This is a genomic window from Streptomyces sp. NPDC086519 (assembly GCF_040686075.1).
Classification (GTDB): domain Bacteria; phylum Actinomycetota; class Actinomycetes; order Streptomycetales; family Streptomycetaceae; genus Streptomyces; species Streptomyces shenzhenensis.
Map to the genome: position 1 here is coordinate 175,551 of NZ_JBFBJL010000005.1, position 22,142 is coordinate 197,692.

19 protein-coding genes are annotated in these 22,142 nt (G+C 71.0%); 9 read left to right on the top strand and 10 right to left on the bottom strand.

The window, feature by feature from the left end:
* Positions 1-188: 188 nt before the first annotated feature.
* From AB0P24_RS07610 to AB0P24_RS07625, 4 genes are all read left to right on the top strand, one after another.
* Positions 189-1,547 carry an extracellular solute-binding protein gene (locus AB0P24_RS07610; RefSeq protein WP_365791288.1) on the top strand — a complete coding sequence of 453 codons (1,359 nt, stop codon included), beginning with the start codon at positions 189-191 and terminating at the stop codon, positions 1,545-1,547.
* Entirely contained in the window at positions 1,544-2,497 is a 954-nt protein-coding gene (locus AB0P24_RS07615; protein WP_365791289.1) for a sugar ABC transporter permease, read from the top strand. The genes AB0P24_RS07610 and AB0P24_RS07615 overlap by 4 nt, the downstream gene beginning before the upstream one ends.
* Positions 2,494-3,357, top strand: a complete 864-nt coding sequence (locus AB0P24_RS07620) for a carbohydrate ABC transporter permease (RefSeq protein ID WP_365791290.1) — start codon at positions 2,494-2,496, stop codon at positions 3,355-3,357. Before AB0P24_RS07615 ends, AB0P24_RS07620 begins: the two co-directional genes overlap by 4 nt.
* Positions 3,358-3,476: 119 nt before the next feature.
* Positions 3,477-4,988, top strand: a complete 1,512-nt coding sequence (locus AB0P24_RS07625; RefSeq protein ID WP_365791291.1) for an alpha-N-arabinofuranosidase — start codon at positions 3,477-3,479, stop codon at positions 4,986-4,988.
* 86 nt (positions 4,989-5,074) lie between these two features.
* On the opposite strand, the gene AB0P24_RS07630 is transcribed toward AB0P24_RS07625, so the two are convergent.
* Positions 5,075-8,065, bottom strand: a complete 2,991-nt coding sequence (locus AB0P24_RS07630) for a beta-galactosidase (protein ID WP_365791292.1) — start codon at positions 8,063-8,065, stop codon at positions 5,075-5,077.
* A gap of 73 nt (positions 8,066-8,138) precedes the next feature.
* Here AB0P24_RS07630 and AB0P24_RS07635 point away from each other — a divergent pair, with 73 nt between their 5' ends.
* Positions 8,139-8,597, top strand: coding sequence for an Rrf2 family transcriptional regulator (locus tag AB0P24_RS07635; RefSeq protein ID WP_365791293.1), 459 nt, complete (start codon positions 8,139-8,141; stop codon positions 8,595-8,597).
* A 110-nt stretch (positions 8,598-8,707) separates the two neighbouring features.
* Here AB0P24_RS07635 and AB0P24_RS07640 read toward each other — a convergent pair whose 3' ends face one another.
* The 4 genes from AB0P24_RS07640 to AB0P24_RS07655 form a co-directional block, all read right to left on the bottom strand.
* A complete protein-coding gene (locus tag AB0P24_RS07640; protein WP_365791294.1) occupies positions 8,708-9,694 on the bottom strand; it encodes a helix-turn-helix domain-containing protein in 987 nt (328 codons plus the stop codon).
* 44 nt (positions 9,695-9,738) lie between these two features.
* Complete coding sequence (locus tag AB0P24_RS07645) at positions 9,739-10,554, bottom strand: helix-turn-helix transcriptional regulator (RefSeq protein ID WP_365791295.1); 816 nt, start codon at positions 10,552-10,554, stop codon at positions 9,739-9,741.
* A gap of 10 nt (positions 10,555-10,564) precedes the next feature.
* Complete coding sequence (locus tag AB0P24_RS07650; protein ID WP_365791296.1) at positions 10,565-11,593, bottom strand: NAD-dependent epimerase/dehydratase family protein; 1,029 nt, start codon at positions 11,591-11,593, stop codon at positions 10,565-10,567.
* A 90-nt stretch (positions 11,594-11,683) separates the two neighbouring features.
* Positions 11,684-12,478: a helix-turn-helix transcriptional regulator gene (locus AB0P24_RS07655; protein ID WP_365791297.1), complete on the bottom strand. Its 795-nt coding sequence runs from the start codon at positions 12,476-12,478 to the stop codon at positions 11,684-11,686.
* Positions 12,479-12,600: 122 nt separating this feature from the next.
* Between AB0P24_RS07655 and AB0P24_RS07660 the strand changes: the two genes are divergently transcribed.
* On the top strand, positions 12,601-12,993 hold the full coding sequence (locus tag AB0P24_RS07660) for an isomerase (RefSeq protein WP_365791298.1): 393 nt from the start codon (positions 12,601-12,603) through the stop codon (positions 12,991-12,993).
* 986 nt (positions 12,994-13,979) lie between these two features.
* Here AB0P24_RS07660 and AB0P24_RS07665 read toward each other — a convergent pair.
* Both AB0P24_RS07665 and AB0P24_RS07670 read right to left on the bottom strand, forming a co-directional pair.
* Positions 13,980-14,222 carry a DUF397 domain-containing protein gene (locus AB0P24_RS07665; protein ID WP_365791299.1) on the bottom strand — a complete coding sequence of 81 codons (243 nt, stop codon included), beginning with the start codon at positions 14,220-14,222 and terminating at the stop codon, positions 13,980-13,982.
* Positions 14,219-15,040 carry a helix-turn-helix transcriptional regulator gene (locus AB0P24_RS07670; protein WP_365791300.1) on the bottom strand — a complete coding sequence of 274 codons (822 nt, stop codon included), beginning with the start codon at positions 15,038-15,040 and terminating at the stop codon, positions 14,219-14,221. Before AB0P24_RS07670 ends, AB0P24_RS07665 begins: the two co-directional genes overlap by 4 nt.
* A 130-nt stretch (positions 15,041-15,170) precedes the next feature.
* On the opposite strand from AB0P24_RS07670, the gene AB0P24_RS07675 reads away from it, so the two are divergent.
* Positions 15,171-15,635, top strand: a complete 465-nt coding sequence (locus AB0P24_RS07675; protein WP_365791301.1) for an ATP-binding protein — start codon at positions 15,171-15,173, stop codon at positions 15,633-15,635.
* Between the two features lie 38 nt (positions 15,636-15,673).
* On the opposite strand, the gene AB0P24_RS07680 is transcribed toward AB0P24_RS07675, so the two are convergent.
* Positions 15,674-16,432, bottom strand: coding sequence for an intradiol ring-cleavage dioxygenase (locus AB0P24_RS07680; protein WP_365791302.1), 759 nt, complete (start codon positions 16,430-16,432; stop codon positions 15,674-15,676).
* 216 nt (positions 16,433-16,648) lie between these two features.
* Between AB0P24_RS07680 and AB0P24_RS07685 the strand changes: the two genes are divergently transcribed.
* Together AB0P24_RS07685 and AB0P24_RS07690 are read left to right on the top strand one after the other, a co-directional pair.
* A complete protein-coding gene (locus AB0P24_RS07685) occupies positions 16,649-17,611 on the top strand; it encodes an arabinan endo-1,5-alpha-L-arabinosidase (RefSeq protein WP_365791303.1) in 963 nt (320 codons plus the stop codon).
* A gap of 123 nt (positions 17,612-17,734) precedes the next feature.
* Entirely contained in the window at positions 17,735-18,631 is an 897-nt protein-coding gene (locus AB0P24_RS07690) for a UTP--glucose-1-phosphate uridylyltransferase (protein ID WP_365791304.1), read from the top strand.
* 463 nt (positions 18,632-19,094) lie between these two features.
* Here AB0P24_RS07690 and AB0P24_RS07695 read toward each other — a convergent pair whose 3' ends face one another.
* Positions 19,095-20,762, bottom strand: a complete 1,668-nt coding sequence (locus tag AB0P24_RS07695) for a histidinol-phosphate transaminase (protein WP_365791305.1) — start codon at positions 20,760-20,762, stop codon at positions 19,095-19,097.
* A gap of 196 nt (positions 20,763-20,958) precedes the next feature.
* Complete coding sequence (locus tag AB0P24_RS07700; RefSeq protein ID WP_365791306.1) at positions 20,959-22,113, bottom strand: aldose epimerase family protein; 1,155 nt, start codon at positions 22,111-22,113, stop codon at positions 20,959-20,961.
* Positions 22,114-22,142: the final 29 nt, after the last annotated feature.

Consider the following 22,142-nt stretch of genomic DNA (forward strand, 5'->3'; position numbering starts at 1 on the left):
CGGTAGTTCGAGCGGTAGTTCACAGGGCAACGACGGCCCGGTGCGGGAAAGTCACGCCAGACCCATTGACGCGCAAGCGCTTCGATTTTACCGTCCCGTTCGAAGTTCCGAGCATGAGCCGACATATCGAACGAGGACCACGAAGCGCGATCACGAGTACGACGGATCCCGAAGGTAAGGGCAGGGCAATGGGACGACCTGGCCTCAGTCGCAGGCAACTACTGGGCACGGCGGGCGGGCTGGCGGTGGCGGCGAGCTTCGGCTTCGCGGCCCTCGGCACCGGCGCCGACGCACTGACGTCGAGCGCGCGCACCCGGGTGCGCTACTGGAACCTCTTCTCCGGCGGCGACGGCGCCAACATGCAGGCCATGGTGGACGCCTTCCACGCGGCCAACCCGGACACGGACGTCAAGGCGTCCACGCTCACCTGGGGCGACCCGTACTACACCAAGCTCGCCATGGCGGCCGCCGGCAACCGCGCCCCCGACCTGGCCGTCATGCACCAGGGCCGGGTCCCCGGCTTCGCGCCGGGGCGCCTCCTCGACCCCTGGGACGTCGGCAGGCTCGCCGAACACGGCGTCCACGAGGCCGACTTCAACCCCACCCTGTGGAAACGCGGCATCGTCGACGGCCGGCTCTACGCCCTGCCCCTGGACGTCCATGTCCAGCTGAACTTCTACCGCAAGGACGTCTGCCGGAAGGCGGGCCTGCTCGACGCGGACGGCCGACTGCCGCACGCCACCTCCGAGGACGACTGGTTCGCCATGCTCAAGGCCGCCAAGGCGAAGCTCAAGGGCGGCCTGCAGACCCTCGGCATGCACGCCAACGACCAGAACTTCTCCTGGTGGTTCTTCGTCGCCTTCTACCAGCAGCTCGGCGGCGGCTACTTCGACGCCGACCAGACCGGCGTCGTCTTCGACACCGACAAGGCCACCCGGGTCCTGGAGTTCCTCCGCAAGCACGTCACCGACGGCTACGCGATCGCGGGTTCGGACGACGCCGCGATGTTCCTGGCCGGGGCCCCCTTCGTCTGGGAGGGCGACTGGTCGGTCCCGGTCTACACCCCCGCGAAGACCGACTACGGCGCCACCCCCCTGCCGCCCGTCTTCGGCACCCCCGGCACCCACGCCGAGTCCCACTCCTTCGTCCTGCCCCACCAGGCCGGCCGCGGCGGCGCCGCCGACGAGGGCGCCTACGCGCTCGCCGCCTACCTGGTGAAGAACGCGGCCACCTGGGCCCAGGGCGGCCACGTCCCCGCCTATCTGCCCACCTTCAAGGACCCGGCGTACACCAAGCTCTCGCCGCAGAGCGAGTACTCCCAGGACGCCATGCGGCACCTCGCCACCGAGCCGCACATCTGGTTCGCCGGCTCCACCGGCACCCTCTCCAAGCGGGTCGGCCCGCTCATCGCCGGCTCCAACCTCGGCTCCACCAGGCCCGACGCCACCGCCCGCGCCATGAAGAGCGCCCTGGAGGCCCTGCTCGCCTCGAAGAACCCGATGGACGGCAGGACCGCCGCCCAGGAGCTGAGGGGAGCCGGCGCATGAGCTCCACCGCCTCCACCACGGCCGTCCCCGCCGCCACGCGCGCGGCGCGCACCGCCACCGCCACCGGCACCCTGCGCCTGCGCTGGGGCCGCCGCCTCCAGCACGGCGGCTGGTTCGTCACCCCGTTCTTCGTCCTGTACGGCCTGTTCGTCCTGGTCCCCATCGTCCGCGGCCTGTACCTGTCCTTCACCGACGCCAACATCTCCGGCGACCACACCAGCTTCATCGGCCTCGGCAACTACCGCGAGGCCCTCCAGGACGACCTGGTCTGGCAGTCCCTGTGGCACAGCGTCAAGTTCACCCTCTGGGTGGTCCCGCTGATCGTCGTCATGGCGCTCCTGATGGCGCTGATCGCCCACCACACCGTCCACTTCAAGTGGCTGTGGCGGTTCTGCTTCTTCGCCCCGTTCCTGCTCCCGTCGGCCGTCGTCGCCAACCTCTGGTGGTGGCTCTTCCAGCCGGTCAACGGCCTGGTCAACCACACCCTCGGCCTCGACACCCCGTGGCTCACCCAGAAGTCCACGGCCCTTCTCGCGAGCGTCATAGCGACCCTGTGGTGGACCGTGGGCTTCTCCTTCCTCCTCTACCTGGCCGCCCTCCAGAACATCCCCCAGCACCTCTACGAGGCGGCCGAACTGGACGGCGCGGGCGCCTTCCAGCGCATGATCCACATCACCGTCCCGAACCTGCGCAACATCACGGGCCTGGTCATCGCGCTCCAGATACTCGCCTCGCTCCAGGTCTACGACCAGGTCGTCATCATGTTCCAGTTCGGCTCGGGTCCCGAGAACTCCACCCGGACGTTCGTCCAGTACATGATCGAGCAGGGTTTCACCAGCTACCGCGTGGGCTACGCCTCCGCGATCTCCATGATCCTCTTCATCATCGTCGCGGCCGTCGCCCTGGCCCGTATGTGGCTGCTGCGCACCCGCGAGGAGGCCGCCCGATGACCGACAGCACCACGCCCCCCGTCCTGCGCAGACCGCGGTCCACCTGGACCCCGGCCCAGATCGCCCTCACGATCGTCGCCGCCGCCCTCTCCGTGGTCTGGATCGCCCCGCTCTTCTGGGCCCTGTCGACCTCGCTGAAGACCTCCACCGAGTCGGTCGCCTCCCCGCACTGGATCCCGGACCACATCACCTGGGACTCCTGGAAGGGCATCTTCGACGCCGGCAACATCCCCGACTGGTTCGTCAACTCGGTCGTCGTCTCGGTCTGCGTCACCTTCATCGTGCTGCTCGTCGCGTCGCTCGCCGGATACGGTTTCGCCCGCACGGAGTTCCGCGGCAAGGGTGTCCTGCTCTCGCTCACCATGGCGGGCCTGATGTTCTCCCCGGCCATCCTCGGCGTCCCGCTGTTCACCACGGTGCAGTCGCTCGGCATGGTGGACACCTACTGGGGCATGATCCTCCCCCAGTGCGCCCCCGCCGCGATGGTCTACATCCTCTACAAGTTCTTCCAGTCGCTCCCCAAGGAACTGGAGGAGGCCGCCTTCATCGACGGCGCAGGCCGCTGGCGCATCTTCTTCACCATCGTCCTCCCCCTGTCGAAACCGTCCCTCTCGGCGGTCGGCATCTTCACCTTCATCGCCTCCTGGAACAACTTCCTGTGGCCGTACATGGTGACCAACAACCCCGACCTGATGACCATGCCGAACGGCATCGCGACCGTCCAGAACGCCTTCGGCATCATCTGGCCGCAGCTGATGGCCGGCGGCCTGATCGCGGGCCTCCCGCTGATCATCGTGTTCGTCTTCTTCCAGAGCCAGATCGTGCGCGGCGTGGCCCACACGGGCCTGGCCGGCCAGTGAGGAGCCGGAGTTGCGACGTTTCCCCAGCTCAACCCCCTGAGCTGGACAGAAGACGACTGGCCCGGCTTGCGTGAGCACCCGCCCACGACGGATCAACCACCCACCCCGAAAGGCGAACATTGCGCACCGCCCGCTTCACCCTCGACCCCGCCTTCACCACCGGCGAAGTCAACCCCCGCCTCTTCGGCTCCTTCGTCGAGCACCTAGGCCGCTGCGTCTACACCGGCATCTACGAGCCGACCCACCCCGCGGCCGACGCCGAAGGCCTCCGCACGGACGTCCTCGACCTCGTCCGCGAACTCGGCGTCACCACCATCCGCTACCCCGGCGGCAACTTCGTCTCCGGCTACAAGTGGGAGGACTCGGTCGGCCCGGCCGAGGACCGGCCCCGCCGTCTCGACCTCGCCTGGCGGTCGACGGAGACCAACCGCTTCGGACTCGGCGAGTACATCGCCTTCCTGAAGAAGGTCGGCCCGCAGGCCGAGCCCATGATGGCGGTCAACCTCGGCACGCGGGGCGTGGCGGAGGCCCTGGAGCTCCAGGAGTACGCCAACCACCCCTCCGGAACCGCCCTGTCGGACCTGCGCGCCGCCCACGGCGACAAGGACCCCTTCGGCATCAGGCTCTGGTGCCTGGGCAACGAGATGGACGGCCCCTGGCAGACCGGACACAAGACCGCCGGGGAGTACGGCCGCATCGCCGCCGAGACCGCCCGCGCCATGCGCCAGATGGACCCGTCCGTGGAACTGGTCGCCTGCGGTTCCTCCAGCCAGTCCATGCCGACCTTCGCCGAGTGGGAGGCGACGGTCCTCGCGGAGACGTACGACCTGGTCGACTACATCTCCCTGCACGCCTACTACGAGCCGCAGGACGGCGATCTCGACTCCTTCCTGGCCTCCGCCGTCGACATGGAGTCCTTCATCGAGAACGTGGTCGCCACCTGTGACCACGTGGGCGCCAGGCTGAAGTCCCAGAAGAAGATCAACCTCTCCTTCGACGAGTGGAACGTCTGGTACACCTCGAGGTGGCACGAGATCGAGAACTCCGCCGCGCGGGACTGGGCCGAGGCCCCCCGCCTCCTGGAGGACAACTACAGCGTCCTGGACGCGGTGGTCTTCGGCTCCCTCCTCATCGCCCTGCTCCGCCACGCCGACCGCGTCACGGTCGCCTGCCTGGCCCAGCTGGTCAACGTCATCGCCCCGATCATGACCGAACCCGGCGGCCCGGCCTGGCGCCAGACGACGTTCTTCCCGTTCGCCCAGGCGTCGCGGTACGGCAGGGGCCGGGTCCTGGACGTACGCGTGGACTCACCGACGTACGACACGAGGAAGTACGGCGAGACCGACCTGCTGCACGCCACCGCCGTCCGCGCCGAGGACGGCACGGTCACGGTCTTTGCCGTGAACCGCAGCCGGACGGAGCCGCTGCCGCTGGAAGTGGCCCTGGGCGGACTCGGCCTGACGTCCGTGGCGGAGCACAGCGTCCTCTCGGACGAGAACCCCGACGCCCGCAACACCTTGGCGGACCCGGAGCGGGTGACCCCTCATCCGGCCGAGGGCACATCGCTGAACGACGGCACGCTCAGTGCTGTCCTCGAACCCCTTTCCTGGAATGTGATCCGACTGGCTTAAGGGCAAACGCGCCCCTTCAGGGGCGCGGGGCTGTATCGATGTGCGGCTCCGCCGCGTGGGCGCGACCAGCCCCCACCGGCCCGCAGTCAACGGCCGGGGGAGTCCACCCCCAGAACCTCGACTCCTCCGGCCGCACTACCCAGCAACTCAAGCCGCACCGCCCCAGGGCCGGCCTCGGACGTTCCGTCCGCAAGCACGGCCAACGCCAACGTGTTCGAACCCCGAGTCCGCAGGATCCCGTTCGGCAGCACGAACGTGTGCTGCGGCCCCACGTCGTTCACGTACTGCCCCAGATTCCATCCGTTCAGAAAGATCTGCACCCGATAGGCCCGCGCCGGGTCGTCCTCCAGCACCAGCCCCACCGACGCGTCCACCCCGCCCGGCACGGCCATCTTGAACCCGGTCCGGTACCAGGTGACCCCCATGCCCTTGTCCGCGCGGGGAAGCGAGACCGCCTCCCACCCGCCGTCCGCGAACCCGGGCAGGTGCCAGCCCTCCCGCTCCCCGTACAACCCCCCGTTGTTCTGCGGCCCCCGCACCGGATCCGGCGCGGCGGCCCCCTGGATCCGCCAGCTCACCTTCGGGGAGACCCCCTTGAAGGAGACGGCGGTCAGCCCGCGCGCCACCTTGTGGGTGTCCTGCGATCCGCCGTCCATGTCGTGCTGCATCCGCCGCACCAGCACGGACAGCACATGCCGCTGCTTCTTGAGCCGCTTCTTCGCCGATTTCCCCAGCCCGGCGGCGGAGAACTCGGCCGTGGCCGCCCAGCTCCCCTTCCGTACCGTCTTCGCGTCCGGCACCGGCATCCGGTGCGAGCCCAGCGGCACCCCGTCCAGCCAGGCCATCAGCATGCCCTGGGTGCCCGTGCTGTAGGCGAGCGAGACCGACTCCAGGTCCGACAGGTCGCCGTCCACCCGCCCCCGGTACCAGACGTCCCCGTAGTGGAAGCCGTAGTCGTCGGCGAAGAGCACCGGCTGACCCGCCGGGACGGCCGTCGTGCTGAACGACGTCTTCTTGTCGGCGACCGGCCACGCCGAGTCGTCGAAGCCCACCGCTGCCTCGGGATTCCCGGCCTTCCTGCGCCAGTCGGCGAGCACCGGCAGGGCCGGCCGCGGCGCCCCCGGCATGTCGGCCAGGGCGACCAGGCTCTCCGAGACGCTCACCCGCGTCGGCACCGGCCGTCCGTTCCAGGTGACCGAGGTGATCCCCCGGGGTCCCCAGACCTCCAGGCCGGTCGCGCCGACCGTGTCCCCGGTGAGCTCGACGACCGACCCGCTGAGCTTCGCGTGGCGCAGCAGCGCCGGGCCGTAGACGAGGAGCGTGCCGGACGGGGTGTCGTACGGGAACAGCCGCAGGGAGGTCGCGTCGTCGGCGAAGAGAAGGAGCAGCGGGGTGTCGGACTCGCCGCGCTGGACCAGGACCCGGGTCAGCCCGCCCTGCCCGAGCGGGGCGGTGACGTGCAGGACGCCCTGGTCGTAGACCCAGGCCGCCTCGGCGTCGAGGCGCTGCACGAAGGGCTCGGTCGGGCACTCCAGCACCAGGTGCGCCATCTCGCCGTAGCGGCCGGTGAACAGGGCGACGTCCTGGCGGCCGGCGGTGAGCAGGAACATCGGCTGGGCGGTGCAGTAGCGCAGCTTCCGCTTGCCGAGGGAGAGGCCGGCGGTGACGAGCCGGGCGTCGTGGGCGGGGACGGTCAGCTCGACGTCGTCGCCGGCGGCCGTCCGGAGTGTGGAGGTGACCTCGTCGGCGCCGTCGTTGCGCAGGACGTAGACGTGGGCCTGGGTGTCGGGGTTGGTGAGGTGGTACGCCTTCAGCCCGGGCACGTGGACGTCGGCCGCGCGGTCCAGCTTCGCGAAGTCGGGGACGCGCTGGAGGAGGTGGCCGAGCTGGTGCATCGGGGCGATCTTCGGCGTGACGTTGCGGGCCTCGTCGATGGCCGCGCCGTAGTCGTACGACGTGTAGACGACCGGCGCCGGCAGCCAGCCCCAGGTGGTGCCGCCGTAGGTCATGTAGACGTTGTGGAGGGTGATGCCGTTGGCGAGGTTCGTGAGGTAGAAGCGCCGTTCGTAGGCGGCGTCCCGGGTGCGCCGGGACTCGGCGTAGCCCTTGCCGCCGAACTCGACCCCGCCCCACGGGTCGAACCAGCCGCCGCCGAACTCCGGCACGAACCCCGGGGTGCCGGGGCTCGCGGTCGCGCCGCCCTTGAGGCCGCCGATCCCGAAGTCGCCCCAGTCCGGCGGGGGCTGGGAGGGCGAGGGGTAGCCGTCGAAGCCGTACAGCCACTTGCCTCGCTCGCCGCCGGTGTCGAAGGAGCCGGGGATCCAGTAGCCGTTGCGGCCCTTGTCGTTGTGGAAGAGGGGGACGTCGATGCCGTCGGCCCGCACCTTCTTGTAGAGGTGGGACATGTACGCGGGGCCGGTCGGGTCGGTGACGTGGCCGTCGTACTCGTTCTCGATCTGGTAGAGGAGGACGGTTCCGCCGCCGTCGGTGTGCTGGTGACGGCGGACGACGCGGTTGACGGCCGTCAGCCACTCGTCGACGTGGGAGAGGTAGACCGGGTCGGTGGAGCGGGCGGCGCCCGCGGTGGCGGTGAGCCAGCCGGGGAAGCCGCCGGCGTCGACCTCGGCGTTGATGTAGGGGCCGGGGCGGACGATGACGTACAGACCGGTCTCGGCGGCGGTGCGCAGGAACAGGTCCAGGTCGCGGACGCCGGTGAAGTCGTACGTGCCGGGCGCGGGCGAGTGGTAGTTCCACGCCACGTAGATGCTGACCGTGTTGTAGCCGTGCGCCCGCATCTTCTCCAGGACGTCCCGCCACAGGGACGGGCTCGGGAGCCGGAAGGGGTGCATCTCGCCGGACCAGACGACCAGCCGCCGGCCGTCGACGACCAGGGAGTGGTGGTCGTGGCCGATGGTGTGCCGCCGCCCGTCGGCGCTGGGCGCGGCCGGTGGCGGGCCGGTGGGCACACTGCGCGCCGCGTAGGCCGAGGGCGCCCCGGGGCCGCCGCTGCCGCCCAGGGCGAAGCCGAGCGCGGCCGAGCCGGCGAGGGCACTGAAGGTACGTCTGCTGAGCGCCAAGGGATCCTCCCGGGCGATCTTACGGGGCGCGGGTGCGGCCATTGTCCACGGGCGGACGCCTCACAATGGACGCATGAGGATCTCGGCACGAGCGGATTACGCGGTACGGGCGGTACTGGAGCTCGCCGTACGGCAGGGTGAGGGCCCCGTGAAGGCGGAGGAGATCGCCGGTGCCCAGGACATTCCGCACAAGTTCCTGGAGGGCATCCTGGGTGACCTCCGGCGTGCCGGGATCGTCGACAGCCGGCGTGGCGGGGGCGGCGGCTACCGGCTGGCGCGGGAGGCGTCCGCGATCACGGTGGCGGACCTGATCCGCGCGGTTGACGGCCCGATCGTCTCGGTACGCGGCGAACGCCCGACGGGTCTGGCCTACACCGGCACCGCCCAGCCGCTGCTGCCCCTGTGGATCGCCCTGCGCGCCAACGTCCGCAAGATCCTCGAAGGCGTCACCGTGGCGGACATCGCGGCCGGCGCCCTGCCGGAGCCGGTACGGGCACTGGCGGCGGAACCGGCGGCCTGGGAGAACCCCTGAGCCCCCTGGCCACCGACCACCGGCCGCCGGCCCTTGGCGCGCTGTGGAATCCGGGACGGTGAACGGCCGGAGTCCGCCCGCGCCGCGCGCTCCTGGCGCCGGCCCGCCGCTCAGACCCGGCCCGCCGCCGTGGCCCGGAAGGTGTTCCGGTACGCCTGCGGGGAGACGCCGATCGCCGCGTGCAGATGCTGCCGCAGTGACGTGCCGGTGGCGAACCCGACCTCGGCGGCGATGCGGTCGATCGACAGCTCGCTGGTCTCCAGGAGGTCGCGGGCCCGCCGTACCCGCTGCTGGATCAGCCAGCGCCCCGGGCTCGTCCCCGTCTCCTCCTGGAACCGGCGGGCGAAGGTGCGCTGACTCATCCGGGCGTGATCGGCCAACTCCCGCAGCGCGAGCGGCCGTTCCAGGTTCTCCAGGGCCCAGGCCCGGGTGGCCGCGGTACCGGTGGCCCCCTCCTCCGGCACCGGCTGCTCGATGTACTGCGCCTGGCCGCCGTCCCGCCACGGCGGCACGACGCACTGCCGGGCCACGCTGTTGGCGACCGCGCTGCCGTGGTCGGAGCGCACGACATGCAGACAGACGTCGACACCGGAGGCCGCCCCCGCCGAGGTCAGCACGTCACCGTCGTCGATGAACAGCACGTCCGGATCCAGGGCGACCTGCGGGAACATCCGCCGGAACCGGGGCGCCAGCGCCCAGTGCGTGGTCGCCGGCCGCCCGTCCAGCATCCCGGCCGCCGCGAGCGCGAACGCCCCCGTGCAGATGGAGACGATCCGGGTACCGGGCCGGATCCGGGCCAGCGCGCCGGCCACCGGCTCGGGCAGCTCCCGCGTGATCCGCGCCATGTCGTACGGCGGCACCACCACGGTGTCCGCGCTCTCCAGCGCCTCGGGCCCGTGCCCGACGGTGACCGTGAAGTCGGCACTGGTCGCCACCGTGCGATCGGCGGTCGCCGCGCAGGTCACCACGTCATAGGCGTCGGGAACGCAGGGGAAGACCCGGTTCGGGATCCCCAGCTCGAAGGGGTAGACCCCGTCGAGCGCCAGGACGACGACCCGGTGGGGGCGGGTGGGCAGGAAGCCGACGGGGGCGGACATGGCACGATTCTATCGCTCGCCGCGCATTCGGCCACGCATGCTGATCAGAGGCTGCTGAGAAGTGCCAGGCGCTCGGCGCTGGCGGAGCCCTGGTCGGCGTAGTAGACGACGATCAGCTGGCGGGCCTGCGGGCGCACCATCTTCTCGTAGCGCAGGTCGAGTTCGCCGACGAGCGGGTGGTTCAGCCGGGTGCGGCCCATGTCGCGGCGGCGGACCTCGCGGCGGGCCCACAGGGTGCTGAACCGCTCGCTGGCGACGGTGAGTTCGCCGATGGTCTCCAGGAGCTCCGGGTCGGCCTCGTCGATGTCGATGACGGCGCGCAGTCCGGAGACGGCCTTCGCGGTCATGTCCTCCCACTGCGGGTAGAGGCTGCGCATCTCGGGTTCGAGGAAGGCGGCCCGCAGCAGGTTGTGGCCGACGGCGAAGAAGGGGCACAGCAGCACGGCCAGCCGGTTCGCGGCGACGACCCGCCCGCTGGGCCCCTGGGCGTAGGCGGGGGTCTGCGGCCAGCTGTCCAGCAGTGGTTGCAGATCGCCCTGGTGCGCACGGGCGCGGCTGCGCCGCCTGCGGACGGGCGGGGCGGGGTGGGCGAGGCGGTGCAGGTAGGCGACGGCGTCCTCGTCGAGCTGGAGGGCACCGGCCAGGGCGGTCAGGATCTGGTCGGAGGGGTTGAGGTTGCGGCCCTGTTCCAGGCGCAGGTAGTACTCGGGACTGATGCCGGCGAGCTGGGCGACCTCCTCGCGCCGCAGTCCGGGGACCCGGCGCCGCTCGCCGGCGGGCAGCCCGACCTGCCGCGGGCTGATCTGCCCGCGCCGGGCCCGCAGGAACCCGCCCAGGGTGTCGGCCGTCTCGTGCGCCATGCTCTCGACGTTAACCGCTCACCAGTCCGAGGCGGACCAGGCTCTCCGCGGTGGCCACGACGGCGTCCTCGTTGGAACGCGGGGACCAGTCCAGCTCCTTGCGGGCCTTCGCGTTGGAGGCGCGGCGCACCACGCCCAGCTGCGGCACCGTCTCACGCAGCGCCGGGTTGACCACGGCCAGCAGGCGCAGCAGCCAGGCCGGGGCCGAGCCGGTGGGTGCCTTGGCGGCGGCCTCGCCCAGCCGCGCGCGCAACGCCAGGGCGATCTGGTGGAAGGAGATCGGCTCGCCCGCGAGCGCCAGGTACCGCTGGCCGGCCGCCTCAGGCGCCGTCATGGCACGCAGATGCAGGTCGGCCGCGTCCCGGACGTCCACCGTGTTGGTCCAGATCGGCGGCGCGGCCCGCATCCCGCCGGTCAGCATCGCGTGGATGACACGGATGGACGTGGCGTAGTCCGGTCCGAGGACCGGCCCGAAGATGCCCACGGGGTTGACGACGGTCAGCTCCAGGCCGTCGCCCTCGCTCTCGACGAAGTCCCAGGCGGCCCGTTCGGCGACCGCCTTGGACTTGACGTACGCGGACACCCCCGGCCCGTCGGTCCGCGTCCAGTCGTCCTCGTCGAACGTCCGGCCGGTGCGGCCGTGGCCGTAGCCCACCGCTGCGAAGGAGGAGGTCAGCACCGCGCGCCGGACGCCCGCGGCACGAGCGGCGCGCAGGACCCGCAGGGCCCCGTCCCGGGCCGGGACGATCACCTCGTCCTCGTTCTTCGGCGCCGCTCCGGGAAACGGCGAGGCCACGTGCAGGACGTAGTCGGCTCCCGCCACGGCCCGGTCCCAGCCCCGGTCGGAGGTCAGATCCGCCTCCACCCAGGAGACGCCGTCCACGCCCGGGGACCCGGCCTCGATGAGCATCCGCTCGACGTCGGAGCGCCGCGTCAGGGAGCGCACCGTGGTCGTGACGGTGTGCCCGGCGGTCAGGAGCTGCGCGATCGTGTGGGAACCCAGAAACCCGGTTCCGCCCGTGACGAGTACATGTGCCATGCCTTCATGGTCGGCGGCCGGACCGGCGCGTTCCAGATCCCGCCGATACCAGTACTCCCGGGGACAGGCTCGGCGACGCCACCCCCGCCGTCATCCGGCCATCGCCCGCAGCAGGGCCGCCGTGTGCGCGTCCGCCGGGAAGAACGTCTCGACGGCGATCTCGTCCAGGGTCACGTCCCGCGGGGAACCGAACACCGTGGTGGTGTAGAGCAGGGCGAGGTCGCCGTGGTCGGAGGACAGGCGCAGGGGGACCACCAGGTCGTCGTGGAGCGAGCCGCCGCCTGGGACGTCGTCCATCGCGGGGGCCGGGTAGCTCTCCAGCTCCGCGAGCAGTTCGGCGAGGCCCGCGGCCGACGTGCGGTCGAGCTGGCGGCGGACCCGGCGCAGCACGTGGGCACGCCACTGCGCGAGGTTCCGGATGCGCCCGGACAGGCCGTCGGGATGCAGGGTCGCCCGCAACACGTTGAGCGGCGGACCGGCCACCTCCGCCGTCACGTCACCGAGGAACAGCCCCATGGCGCGGTTCGCGGCCAGCAGTTCCCACCGCACGTTGACGGCGAGCGCCGGATTCGGCTCGTGCCCGGCGAGCACGGCCTCCACCGCGGCGCGCGCCGCACCCAGGTCGGCGTAGGCGCGTTCGCGGTGCACCGGGGCGAAGCCGGCCGCCAGATAGAGCGCGTTGCGCTCCCGCAGCGGCACGTCGAGTTCGTCGCACAGCCGCCGGATCATGTCCCGGCTCGGGTTCGCCCGCCCCGTCTCGATGCAGCTCAGATGCCGGGTCGACAACTCGGCGGCGAGCGACACGTCGAGCTGCGAACGCCGGCGCCGCTCACGCCAGCGCCGCACCAGCACCCCGACCGGCTCGGTGGTGGTCGTCGTCGTCATGAACCTCAGGCTGCCCCGCGGCGCGGGCCACGGCAATGACCTCGCGGGTCATCGACAGCACGCGCCACGCCCCTTCAAAGTCGTGAGCCGACAGCCCACTTCACCGCGAAGGGACGCTCCCCATGACCGAGATCGCCGAACGGCTCGACCACTACGTACGGTTCTGGAACACCGGCACCGAGCACGAGCAGCGCGCCTGCGCACAGGCGGCCTTCGCCGACGGCGTCGAGTACCGCGCCCAGATCGGAATCCTCAGCGGGACCCAGGCGCTGATCGACTTCCGCAACCAGTTCGCCGCCCACATGGGCCCGGTCGCGCTCCGCCTGCGCGAGGAGCCCCAGGTCCACCACGACCGCGCCCGGCTCCGGTGGGAGATCCTGACCGGCGCCGACGCGCAGACGTCCTTCGCCACCGGAACCGACGTCCTGCACCTCGACGGGGACGGCCGGATCAGCTCCGTCACGGTGTTCCTGGACCGGGCACCCGAGGGGTTCGCCCCCGAGGCGCACGACTAGCCGCGTGACGCGGACGCATGTGGGAGGCGTGGCCGTCGGGGCCGCCCGCTTCCCCAGTCAGTGTCGTGCTTCCACGAGCCGAGTCAAGGGCGCTCCACTGCGTTCCGCGTCGCCTGCGGCGATCGGCCTCCGGCCGACCCTGGACACGGCTCGCTCCAGCACGGGGAAGAAGCGAGCGAGCGGCCCGGAAAGGCGGTGGCCCAACCGGGGTTCACGACAGCCGTGCGCTGAGCCCTCACCGTCGGCCGACGGACGCGGCAGCGCCTCGCCTGCACGCCGGGAGCGCTCGGCGGCTGCGGCCCGGTACGGGCAACCCATCAGACACCCGCCCGAGTCCCGGCGGGTGGCGGGCGCGGTGGGTGGGTGGCGGGCGCGGTGGGTGGGTGGTGGGCGCGGTGGGTGGGTGGTGGGTGCGCGGCGGGCGGCGGGTGGCGGGCGCGGTGGGTGCGTGGCGGGTGCGTGGCGGGTGGCTGGCGCGGTGGGTGCGTGGCGGGTGGCGGGCGCGGTGGGTGCGCGGCGGGTGGCGCACCGGCGGGGCAGGCGGTGAGCTGCGGGCGGGGCGTGGCGGTGAGCGGTGATTGGAAGATTTGGGCCAGAGGCACTGTTGGATTTCCGGGCGGGAGCGGGGAGGCCATACCCCTCCCGTGACCCATATCTTCCAAACGCTGCCAAACGCTGCCCCCGCAGGGGAAACCCGGCGGGGGCTTCCGTCCCACCGGGCGTTCGCCGCTTGGCCGTCCCGGCGTGCATGCGAGGCGCGGCCGCGTCCCACAGCACGCGGCGAGATCGCAGCTCACGTGAGGGGCCGACAGGCCTGAGCCGGCCACTTTCCCCGGGCTGCCCGCTCGCTTCTTCCCCGTGCTGGAACGAGGCGTGTCAAGGGTGCCCCGAAGGGGCATCGCCGCAGGCGACGCGGAACGCAGTGGAGCGCCCTTGACTCGGCTCGTGGAAGCACGACACTGGCCGAGAAGCGGGCGGCCCCACGGTCACTTTCCGGCGTACGCGAGGAGGCCGGCCCAGGCGGCGGGGGAGAGGGCCAGTTGGGGGCCCCGGCGGTTCTTGGAGTCGCGGATGTGGATGGTGGTGGGGCAGGTGGCGACCTCGACGCAGTCGCCGTCGCCGTCGCTGCTGTAGCTCGACTTGCGCCAGGAGAGGGCGACTTCGATGCAGTTGTCGCCGGATCCACTGCTGTAGCTGCTTTTGAACCAGGCCAGGTCGGATGTGCTCATAGGTCCCCTCGCATCCGTTGCAGCAGGCTCACAGAATCCTGGATGGTGAGAGCCTGTGAACGAATCCTGGCATACCTGCCCTGCAACACGCTGACCACTTGCGGGTTGGCGATCATCTGGCCGTTCTCCTGCCCCTCGCTGTAACCGAACCACTTGTGTTCAGGGGTTTCCAGCAGGGCGATCGGTCCGTGCAGTCCGGCGTGCGACCTCTGAACCAGCGGCATGACCTGGATCTCGATGTTCCGCAACTGAGCCATTTCCAGCAGACGTTCGATAACTTCGCGAGTCACCTCCGCTCCTCCGGTTCGGCGGAGGAGCGCGTGCTCTTCCAGGATGAAGCTGAAGGCGGTGTTCGGTCGTTGCCGTAGCTGGAGTTGCCGCTCGGCCCGTGCCGTCCAGCTGGCCTCGATCTGCTCGTCAGACAGCGGGGGAAGCTCGTCGGCAAACAACTGCCGCGCGTAAGCCTCCGTTTGCAACAGCCCTGGGATCATCCTGCACTCGTAGTTGAACAGGCTGATCGCGGCCTTCTCCATCCGCGCCCACCGCCGAAACCAAGCCGCCAACCCCGGTTGCCGAGCCACATGCCCGGCCGCCCGCCGTAAGGCCCCCGTGTTGCCGAGCGCGTCCTCCGCCGCCTCCACGAAGGACTCGTCCGGCATGCGGCGCCCCAACTCCACGGACGCCACCGTGTGTTTCGAGAACCGCACGCGTTCCCCGAACTCCTCCCTGCTCAGCCCCGCGTGCTCGCGCAACGCCTGGACCACCGCGCCGAAAGTCCGCAGACTGTCCGACGACTCCGGCTCGACTCCATCGCCCACCCAGGCCACCTCCCGCCCCTCATGGTGACGGCGAGTCACCGGTACGGTCCAGTCGGTGACCGTGTACGCGGGCCCGGCGTACGTGGCTCTCACCTGGAGAACTGGGCGTTCCAGGCGCCAGATTGGGGGCATGGACGCACCCCCCACCACCGTCACTGTCCGTCGAACACTTGCCCAGCGGCTGAGTTGCACCCCGCGTGGTGCCCGGCTCGCGCGGCATCTCGCCGTGGCCCAACTCCACGCGTGGGGCGGCCGGTTCGCGTCTGCGGAGGTGATCGACAAGGTCTCGGTGATCGTCGCGGAGCTGGCCGCGAACGCCGTGACGCACGGCCGGGTGCCCGGACGGGACTTCGAGCTGCGGCTCTCGCCGGTGACGGGGAGCGTGCGGATCGAGGTCACCGACACCCGGGCCGAACGGCGGCCGCCCGGCCCCCGGGACGTACGGCCGTCGGGGCCGCTGGACGCCGGAGGGCGCGGGCTCGTGCTCGTGGACGCGTTGGCCGATCGGTGGGAGGTGCTGGAGCGGGGCTGCGACGGCGCACCGGGCAAGACCGTACGGGCCGAGGTGGACCTGCCGCTTCGTCGCAGCCCCTGAGCGGGACCCCGGGAGACCTGCCCCGGGGCCCGGGGGCGTCAGGCCGAGACGCCCAGGGTGAGGGTGCCGGTGTAGCCGGCGGTCGTGGAGCCCGTGACGGTCATGAGGCCCGACGAGGCGCCTCCGTCGTCGTAGATCCCGTCCTGGGACAGCGTCGTGCGGGTGACCGTGTTGGCCGAGTAGGGCGAGACCTTGGCGACCGCCGTGGTGATGGTCTCGTCGATGAAGAGCTGGCCCGTGTGCAGGGTCGAACCGCCGGTGAAGGAGCCGTCGGAGGTCAGGGTGACGCCCGTGTGGACCTTCACGTGGATGTGGACGCACCGGCCCCGGTACCAGCCCGGGTAGATCGTGGTGATGCCGGCGACGCCGCTGGAGTTGGTGAGGACGCCGCCGCGCAGGAAGGTGCCGTCGTCGCTCTCGCTGTGGCCGTTGGCGCCGACGTAGCCGGAGTACTCGCCGAGCGCGTCGGCGTGCCACACCTCCACGAGGGCGTTGGGGATGACGGTGCAGGCGGAGTTGACGACGGTGAGGGCCAGCTTGAGCGCGATGCCCGGCTTGCCTTCGGTGATGTCGGTGCGCACCAGCGCGCCGTCGAGGTAGTAGGGGCCTTCGGTCATCTCCTCCGTGAGGGTGCAGACCGCCGCCGCGGCGGCCGGCCGGAGGTCGGGGGCGGCGGCTGCCGCGGGGGCCTCGGTCGAGACCGCTGCGCCTACGGCCAGGGCAGCGGCGGTCGTCCCGGTGGCGACGAGTACGGTACGGCGGCCGACGGGGCGGGCGCCATCTGAGGTGTCTGTCATGGACACGGCACCGTAGGAAGGGCACCTGTAGGCAGGCTGTCAGTTTCGTAAAGTGCGCGGTCGTCAAGTCATCTGTTGAGACAGCTGGTTTGCCGCGTGACACCTGCGAAGACCGTTGACGGCAAGACGATTCGATTCTACGGTCCGTCCGAACTGACGATCGTCATCCGACATCCCGAACGCCATCCCGAACGTCATCCCGCAAGGAGGCCCAGCGTGCCCCGCACCCGCACCGCACTCCTCGCCCTCCCCGCCGCGATCCTGCTCGCCCTGGTCCCGACCGCCGCGTCGGCCTACCCCAACCCGGGCACGGTCACCGGTGACGTCGTCGTCCACGACCCGACGATGATCCGTACCTCCGCCGGCCGTTACCTGCTCTACTCCACCGGCGGCGGGCTGGCCTACAAGACCTCCACCGACCGTGTCGCCTTCACGGCGGGCTCCGACGCGTTCACCACGAAGCCGGGCTGGTGGTCGGCGTACGCCACGGAGGCGTGGGCGCCGGACATCTCGTACCACGGCGGCAAGTACCTGATGTACTACGCCGTCTCCACCTTCGGCTCCAACACGTCGGCCATCGGACTGGCCGGTTCCACCACGGGCCTGCCCGGCTCCTGGTCGGACTACGGCATCGTCTACACCTCGACCTCCGCCAGCGACTACAACGCCATCGACCCCAACCTCTTCGTCGACGACGACGGCACCTGGTGGCTGTCGTTCGGCAGCTGGTGGACGGGGATCAAGATGATCCGCATCGACCCGTCGACCGGGAAGCAGTACGCGGGCAACACCACCCGCTACTCCCTCGCCGCGCGCCCCACCGGCAGCAAGGCGGTCGAGGCGCCGTACATCGTCAAACGCAACGGCTACTACTACCTCTTCGCCTCCTACGACCTGTGCTGCCAGGGCACCAGCTCGACCTACAAGGTCAAGGCGGGGCGGGCGACGTCGGTCACCGGCCCCTACTACGACAAGAGCGGCGTGGCGATGACGAACAACGGCGGCACGGCGGTCCTGGAGTCCCACGGCAGCGTCATCGGTCCCGGGGGCGAGTCCGTGATGCACGACGTCGACGGCGACCTGATCGTCTACCACTACTACGACGGCAACGACGGCGGGACCCCGAAGCTGGGCATCAACCTGCTGGACTGGAGCTCGGGCTGGCCGGTGGCGCACTGAGACGTCATCCGCGCGTCGCCCGGACGAAGTGTCCCCGGCAGCTCACGTTTCCCCGGCGGCACAGTCCGCGTTGATAGCGTCCCGGTACCCCGTACCCCATGCCGTCCGACCGAGAGAGACCTGATGTCCCCGACGATCCGCAGGGCCGTGATCCCGGCCGCCGGACTGGGCTCCCGCCTGCTGCCCCTGACCAAGGCCACCCCGAAGGAGATGCTCCCGGTCGGTGACAAACCGGTGATCGAGCACACCGTGCGCGAGCTGGTGGACTCCGGGATCACCGACATCACCATCGTCGTCTCGGGCGGCAAGAGCCTGATCCAGGACCACTTCCGGCCCAACCCGGCCCTCGTCGAGCAACTGCGCGGCGACGGGAAGACCGCCTACGCGGACGCCGTCGAGGAGGTCGCCGAGCTGGCCCGGAAGGGACACATCACCTACCTCGACCAGTACGGCCCGTACGGCAACGGCACCCCCGTGCTGAACGCCGCCCGCTCCTTCGGCAACGAGCCCGTCCTCGTGCTCTGGCCCGACGACGTGTTCGTCGCCGAGGTGCCCCGCGCCCAGCAGCTGATCCGCGCCTACGAGCAGACCGGCTGCCCGGTGCTGGCCCTGCTGCCCATGGACCCCGCCGACTCCCAGCGCTACGGCGTGCCCATCGTCAAGGAGGACCTCGGCGACGGCCAGCTGCGCATCACCGGCCTGGTCGAGAAGCCCGCGCCGGCCGACGCGCCCTCGCCGTACGCGGCCATCGGCGGCTACGTCGTCACCCCCGGCATCATCGACGAGCTGCGCGAGCAGACCCGCCGCTGGTACGAGCACCGGACCGGCGAGGTGTACCTGACCGACGCCATCAACGCCTACGCCGCCAGCCGGGCCGTGTACGGGCAGGTCATCCAGGGCCGCTGGTACGACACCGGCAACCCGGCCGACTACCTCGTCGCCCAGATGGCCTTCGCCCTCGCCCACCCCGAGTACGGGCCGGTGCTGCGCGGTCTGGTCAGCAAGCTCGACGAGGAGTAGGGCGACCCCCGGCGTACGGTATGATCATCACAGAGCTGGTCGCCGTGACTGACTGACGGTGGCTGGTGCTGCGTTGGTGGTCCAAGGAAAGACGCCCCGCTTCCTGCGGGGAGATGCAGGTGCAAGGCCTGCCCGGCGCTCGATCCGGTGCCCGTTCGCGTTCGATGCGAACGGGCACCGTGCTTTTCCCCTGCGGGCGCCTGCCGAAGGAGGCGGGCTTCGAGCAGGTGACCTGCTCACCGCGGGCCGGTGGGGGCTGGTCGCGCCGTTCCCCGCGCCCCTGACGGGGCGCGATTCCGTGGCCGACTCACCAGGCGGCACGGAGCTGATCAGTACGCGGTGGGGCAACGCGCCCCGAAAGGGGCGCGGGGGCTGTGTCGAATATGCGGCTACCGCCGCGCGGGCGCGACCAGCCACGACGGCGCCGCACCCGGCCACGCACCGCACCCCTACGGCGAGGCGCCTAACCGGTCTGCCCCATCCCCGCCGCATTCGGCCAGCTCTGCGCGTTCGGCCACCCGGTGGCCGGTGCCGGAGCCAGGTTCGGGGGCGCGGGCGCGGGCGCCGTCATACCTCGTACCTGCGCGGCCGTGAGCCCACCCCGCGCCGGCACCCCGGGCGGCGTGGGCCCGACCGGCGCGGGAGCCGGCGCCGGCACCGGCACCGGGACAGGGGGCGGCGCCGGGACGGGGGCCGGCATCTGCATGGGCATCGGGGCCGGTGCGGGCGCCGGCGCCATCGGAGGCACCGGCGCCATCATCGGCTGCTGCTGGGGCTGCTGCATCTGCATGGCTGCCGCCGGCATCGGCATCCCGGCGCCACCCTGCTGCGCGGCGACGGGGAGCGGCATGCCGACACCGGCGGCGGGAGCGGCGGCGAGCCCCGGAACGGGTCCCGCGCCGACGGCCTGCGCGAGCTGCAGCCCCGCCCCGTTGGTCTCGCTCACCAGCCGGTCCACCGCCGCCGTGCCCGAGCTGTAGCTGGTCCCGGTGCTCAGCTCGGGCACGGCGGCTCCCCTCCTGGACCCGTAGAGCACCTGCTCCATGGCGGACACCAGGCGACGCACGTCCACCTCGGGGCGCACCACGAGCCTCAGGAAGCGGCTGGAAGACCCGATCTTGTTGCCGCACTCGCGGACCAGGATCCGGTGCTCGGTGAGCATCCGGTCCCGCACCACGGTGCCCTCGGCGCCGACGGGAAGGCGCACGAAGAGGAAGTTGCCCTGCGAGGGGTAGACCGTCAGGCCGGGGAGGGTGGCGAGCTGGCTGGCCATCTCCAGGCGGTCCCTGCGCACCTGCAACAGGCTCTGCGCGTACTCGGCGCCGTGCTCCTTGAGCATGAAGACGACGTACTCGGCGAACGCGTTGAGGTTCCACTTCGGAAGCATCGAGCGGACCTTGCCGGCCAGGGCGGGGTTGGCGACCATGTAGCCGAAGCGGATGCCGTGCAGGCCGAAGTTCTTGCCGAGGCTGCGCAGCACGATGACGTTCGGCCGCAGCATGGCCTCCTGGACGACGCTGGGCTCGGCCTCGGCGTCGGCGAACTCCAGGAACGACTCGTCGACGACGATCAGGTCCAGGTCGGCCATGGCGTCCATGAACTGCACCAGCGCCTGCTTGTGCAGGAAGCCGCCGTCGGGGTTGTTGGGGTTGCAGATGACGGCGACCCTGGTGCCCCGCTTGCGGATGAACTCGGCGTACTGCGCGAGGTCCAGGGCGAAGCCGCTCGACTCCTGGAGCGGGAACATGTCGACGCGCTTGCCGGTCTCCATCGGCTGGTCGGTCCAGCGGCCGAAGGTGGGGACGGGGACGGCGAGGGACTCGCGGACCAGCAGGTGGTCGATCCAGGTGATCAGCTCGGTGGAGCCGTTGCCCATGGCCACGGCCTGCGGGGGGAGCTGGAGGAGCTGGCACAGCTCGGCGGTGATGGTGTCGGCGCTGCTCGGGTAGAAGGTGACGATGTCCTTCAGCCGGGCGGCCATCGTTTCCATCATGGCCGGGGTGGGGAAGTAGGGGTTGCAGGGAACGCAGAAGTCGACCGGGCCGGTACCGTCGCCCCCCTCGCGGGTCAGCGCCGCCATCGACGGGCTGTGTGCACCGCCGTGGAACAACGAGGTGACGTTGCCGGCCATTTAACCTCCGTATGAGGCGGGCCCGTTGGGGACGTCCGGGCCCGTCGTCTTGGGCGGCCCGCGCGGGGGAGCACGGGCCGCCCTTGAGTACGGATACGCCTGCGGCGTTGTTCAACCGGTGTGAAAGAAGTGTGCGTTCGCGTTTCTTCCCCCGGCGTGGGCGCGACCAGCCCCTTACCGGCCGCGCCCACGCGCCTCAGGCGTCGAACGAATGAACCGTCCGGGTCCGGTAGACCTGCCCCGGCCGCAGCACCGTCGACGGGAAGTCGGCGTGGTTCGGCGAGTCCGGGAAGTGCTGTGTCTCCAGGCACAGCGCGTCGCCCTGCCGGTAGGTGCGGCCGCCGGTGCCCGTCAGCGTTCCGTCGAGGAAGTTGCCGGAGTAGAACTGGAGCCCCGGCTGGTCGGTGGCGATCTTCAGGGTGCGGCCGGAGCGCGGGTCGCGCAGCGTGGCGATGTGCTCGGGCTTCGCGGTGATGCCCTTGTCCAGGACCCAGTTGTGGTCGAAGCCCTTGGCCTGCACCTGCTGCGCGTGCCCGGCCCGGATGTCCCGCCCGATGGTCTTCGTCTCCCGGAAGTCGAACGGGGTGCCGTGGACGGTGGCCAGCTCACCGGTGGGGATCAGGCCGGAGTCCGTCGGCGTGTACCGGCCCGCCGCGATGGTCAGCTCGTGGTCCTCGACGGTCCCGCTGCCCTCGCCGGCGAGGTTCCAGTAGACGTGGCTGGTGAGGTTGACGACCGTGGCCTTGTCGGTGGTGGCGTGGTAGTCGATGATCCACTCGCCGCGCTTGGTCAGCGTGTACGTCACCTTCGCCTTGAGCGTGCCCGGGTAGCCCATCTCGCCGTCGACGCTGGTGTAGTGCAGGACGAGGCCGACGTCCGAGCCCTTCACGAACGGCTCGACGTCCCAGACGTGCTTGTCGAAGCCCTGGCTGCCGCCGTGCAGGCTGTTCACGCCGTCGTTGACGGAGAGCTGGTAGGTCTTGCCGTCGAGGGTGAACTGGCCCTTGCCGATGCGGTTGCCGTAGCGGCCGATGAGGGCGCCGAAGTACGGGGACTTGGCCACGTAGTCGTCGATGTTGTCGAAGCCGTTGACCACGTTGGCGTAGTGGCCGCGCCGGTCCGGGAGCTCCAGGGTCTGGACGACACCGCCCCAGTTGAGGACCTTCAGCCGGGTGCCGCCGTTCTCCAGCGACCAACGGTAGATCTTCGTGCCGTCGGCGAGCTTCCCGAAGGACTCCCGCACCGGCTTCCTGCCTCCCGAGGCGGCCTCGGCCGTACCGCTGCCGAGTGCGGTGGCGGCGATGCCCGCGGCCGCGGCTCCCGCGATGACTGTGCGTCTGTTCAGTTCCATGTGCGGCTCCTGCATATAGGAGGGGCCCC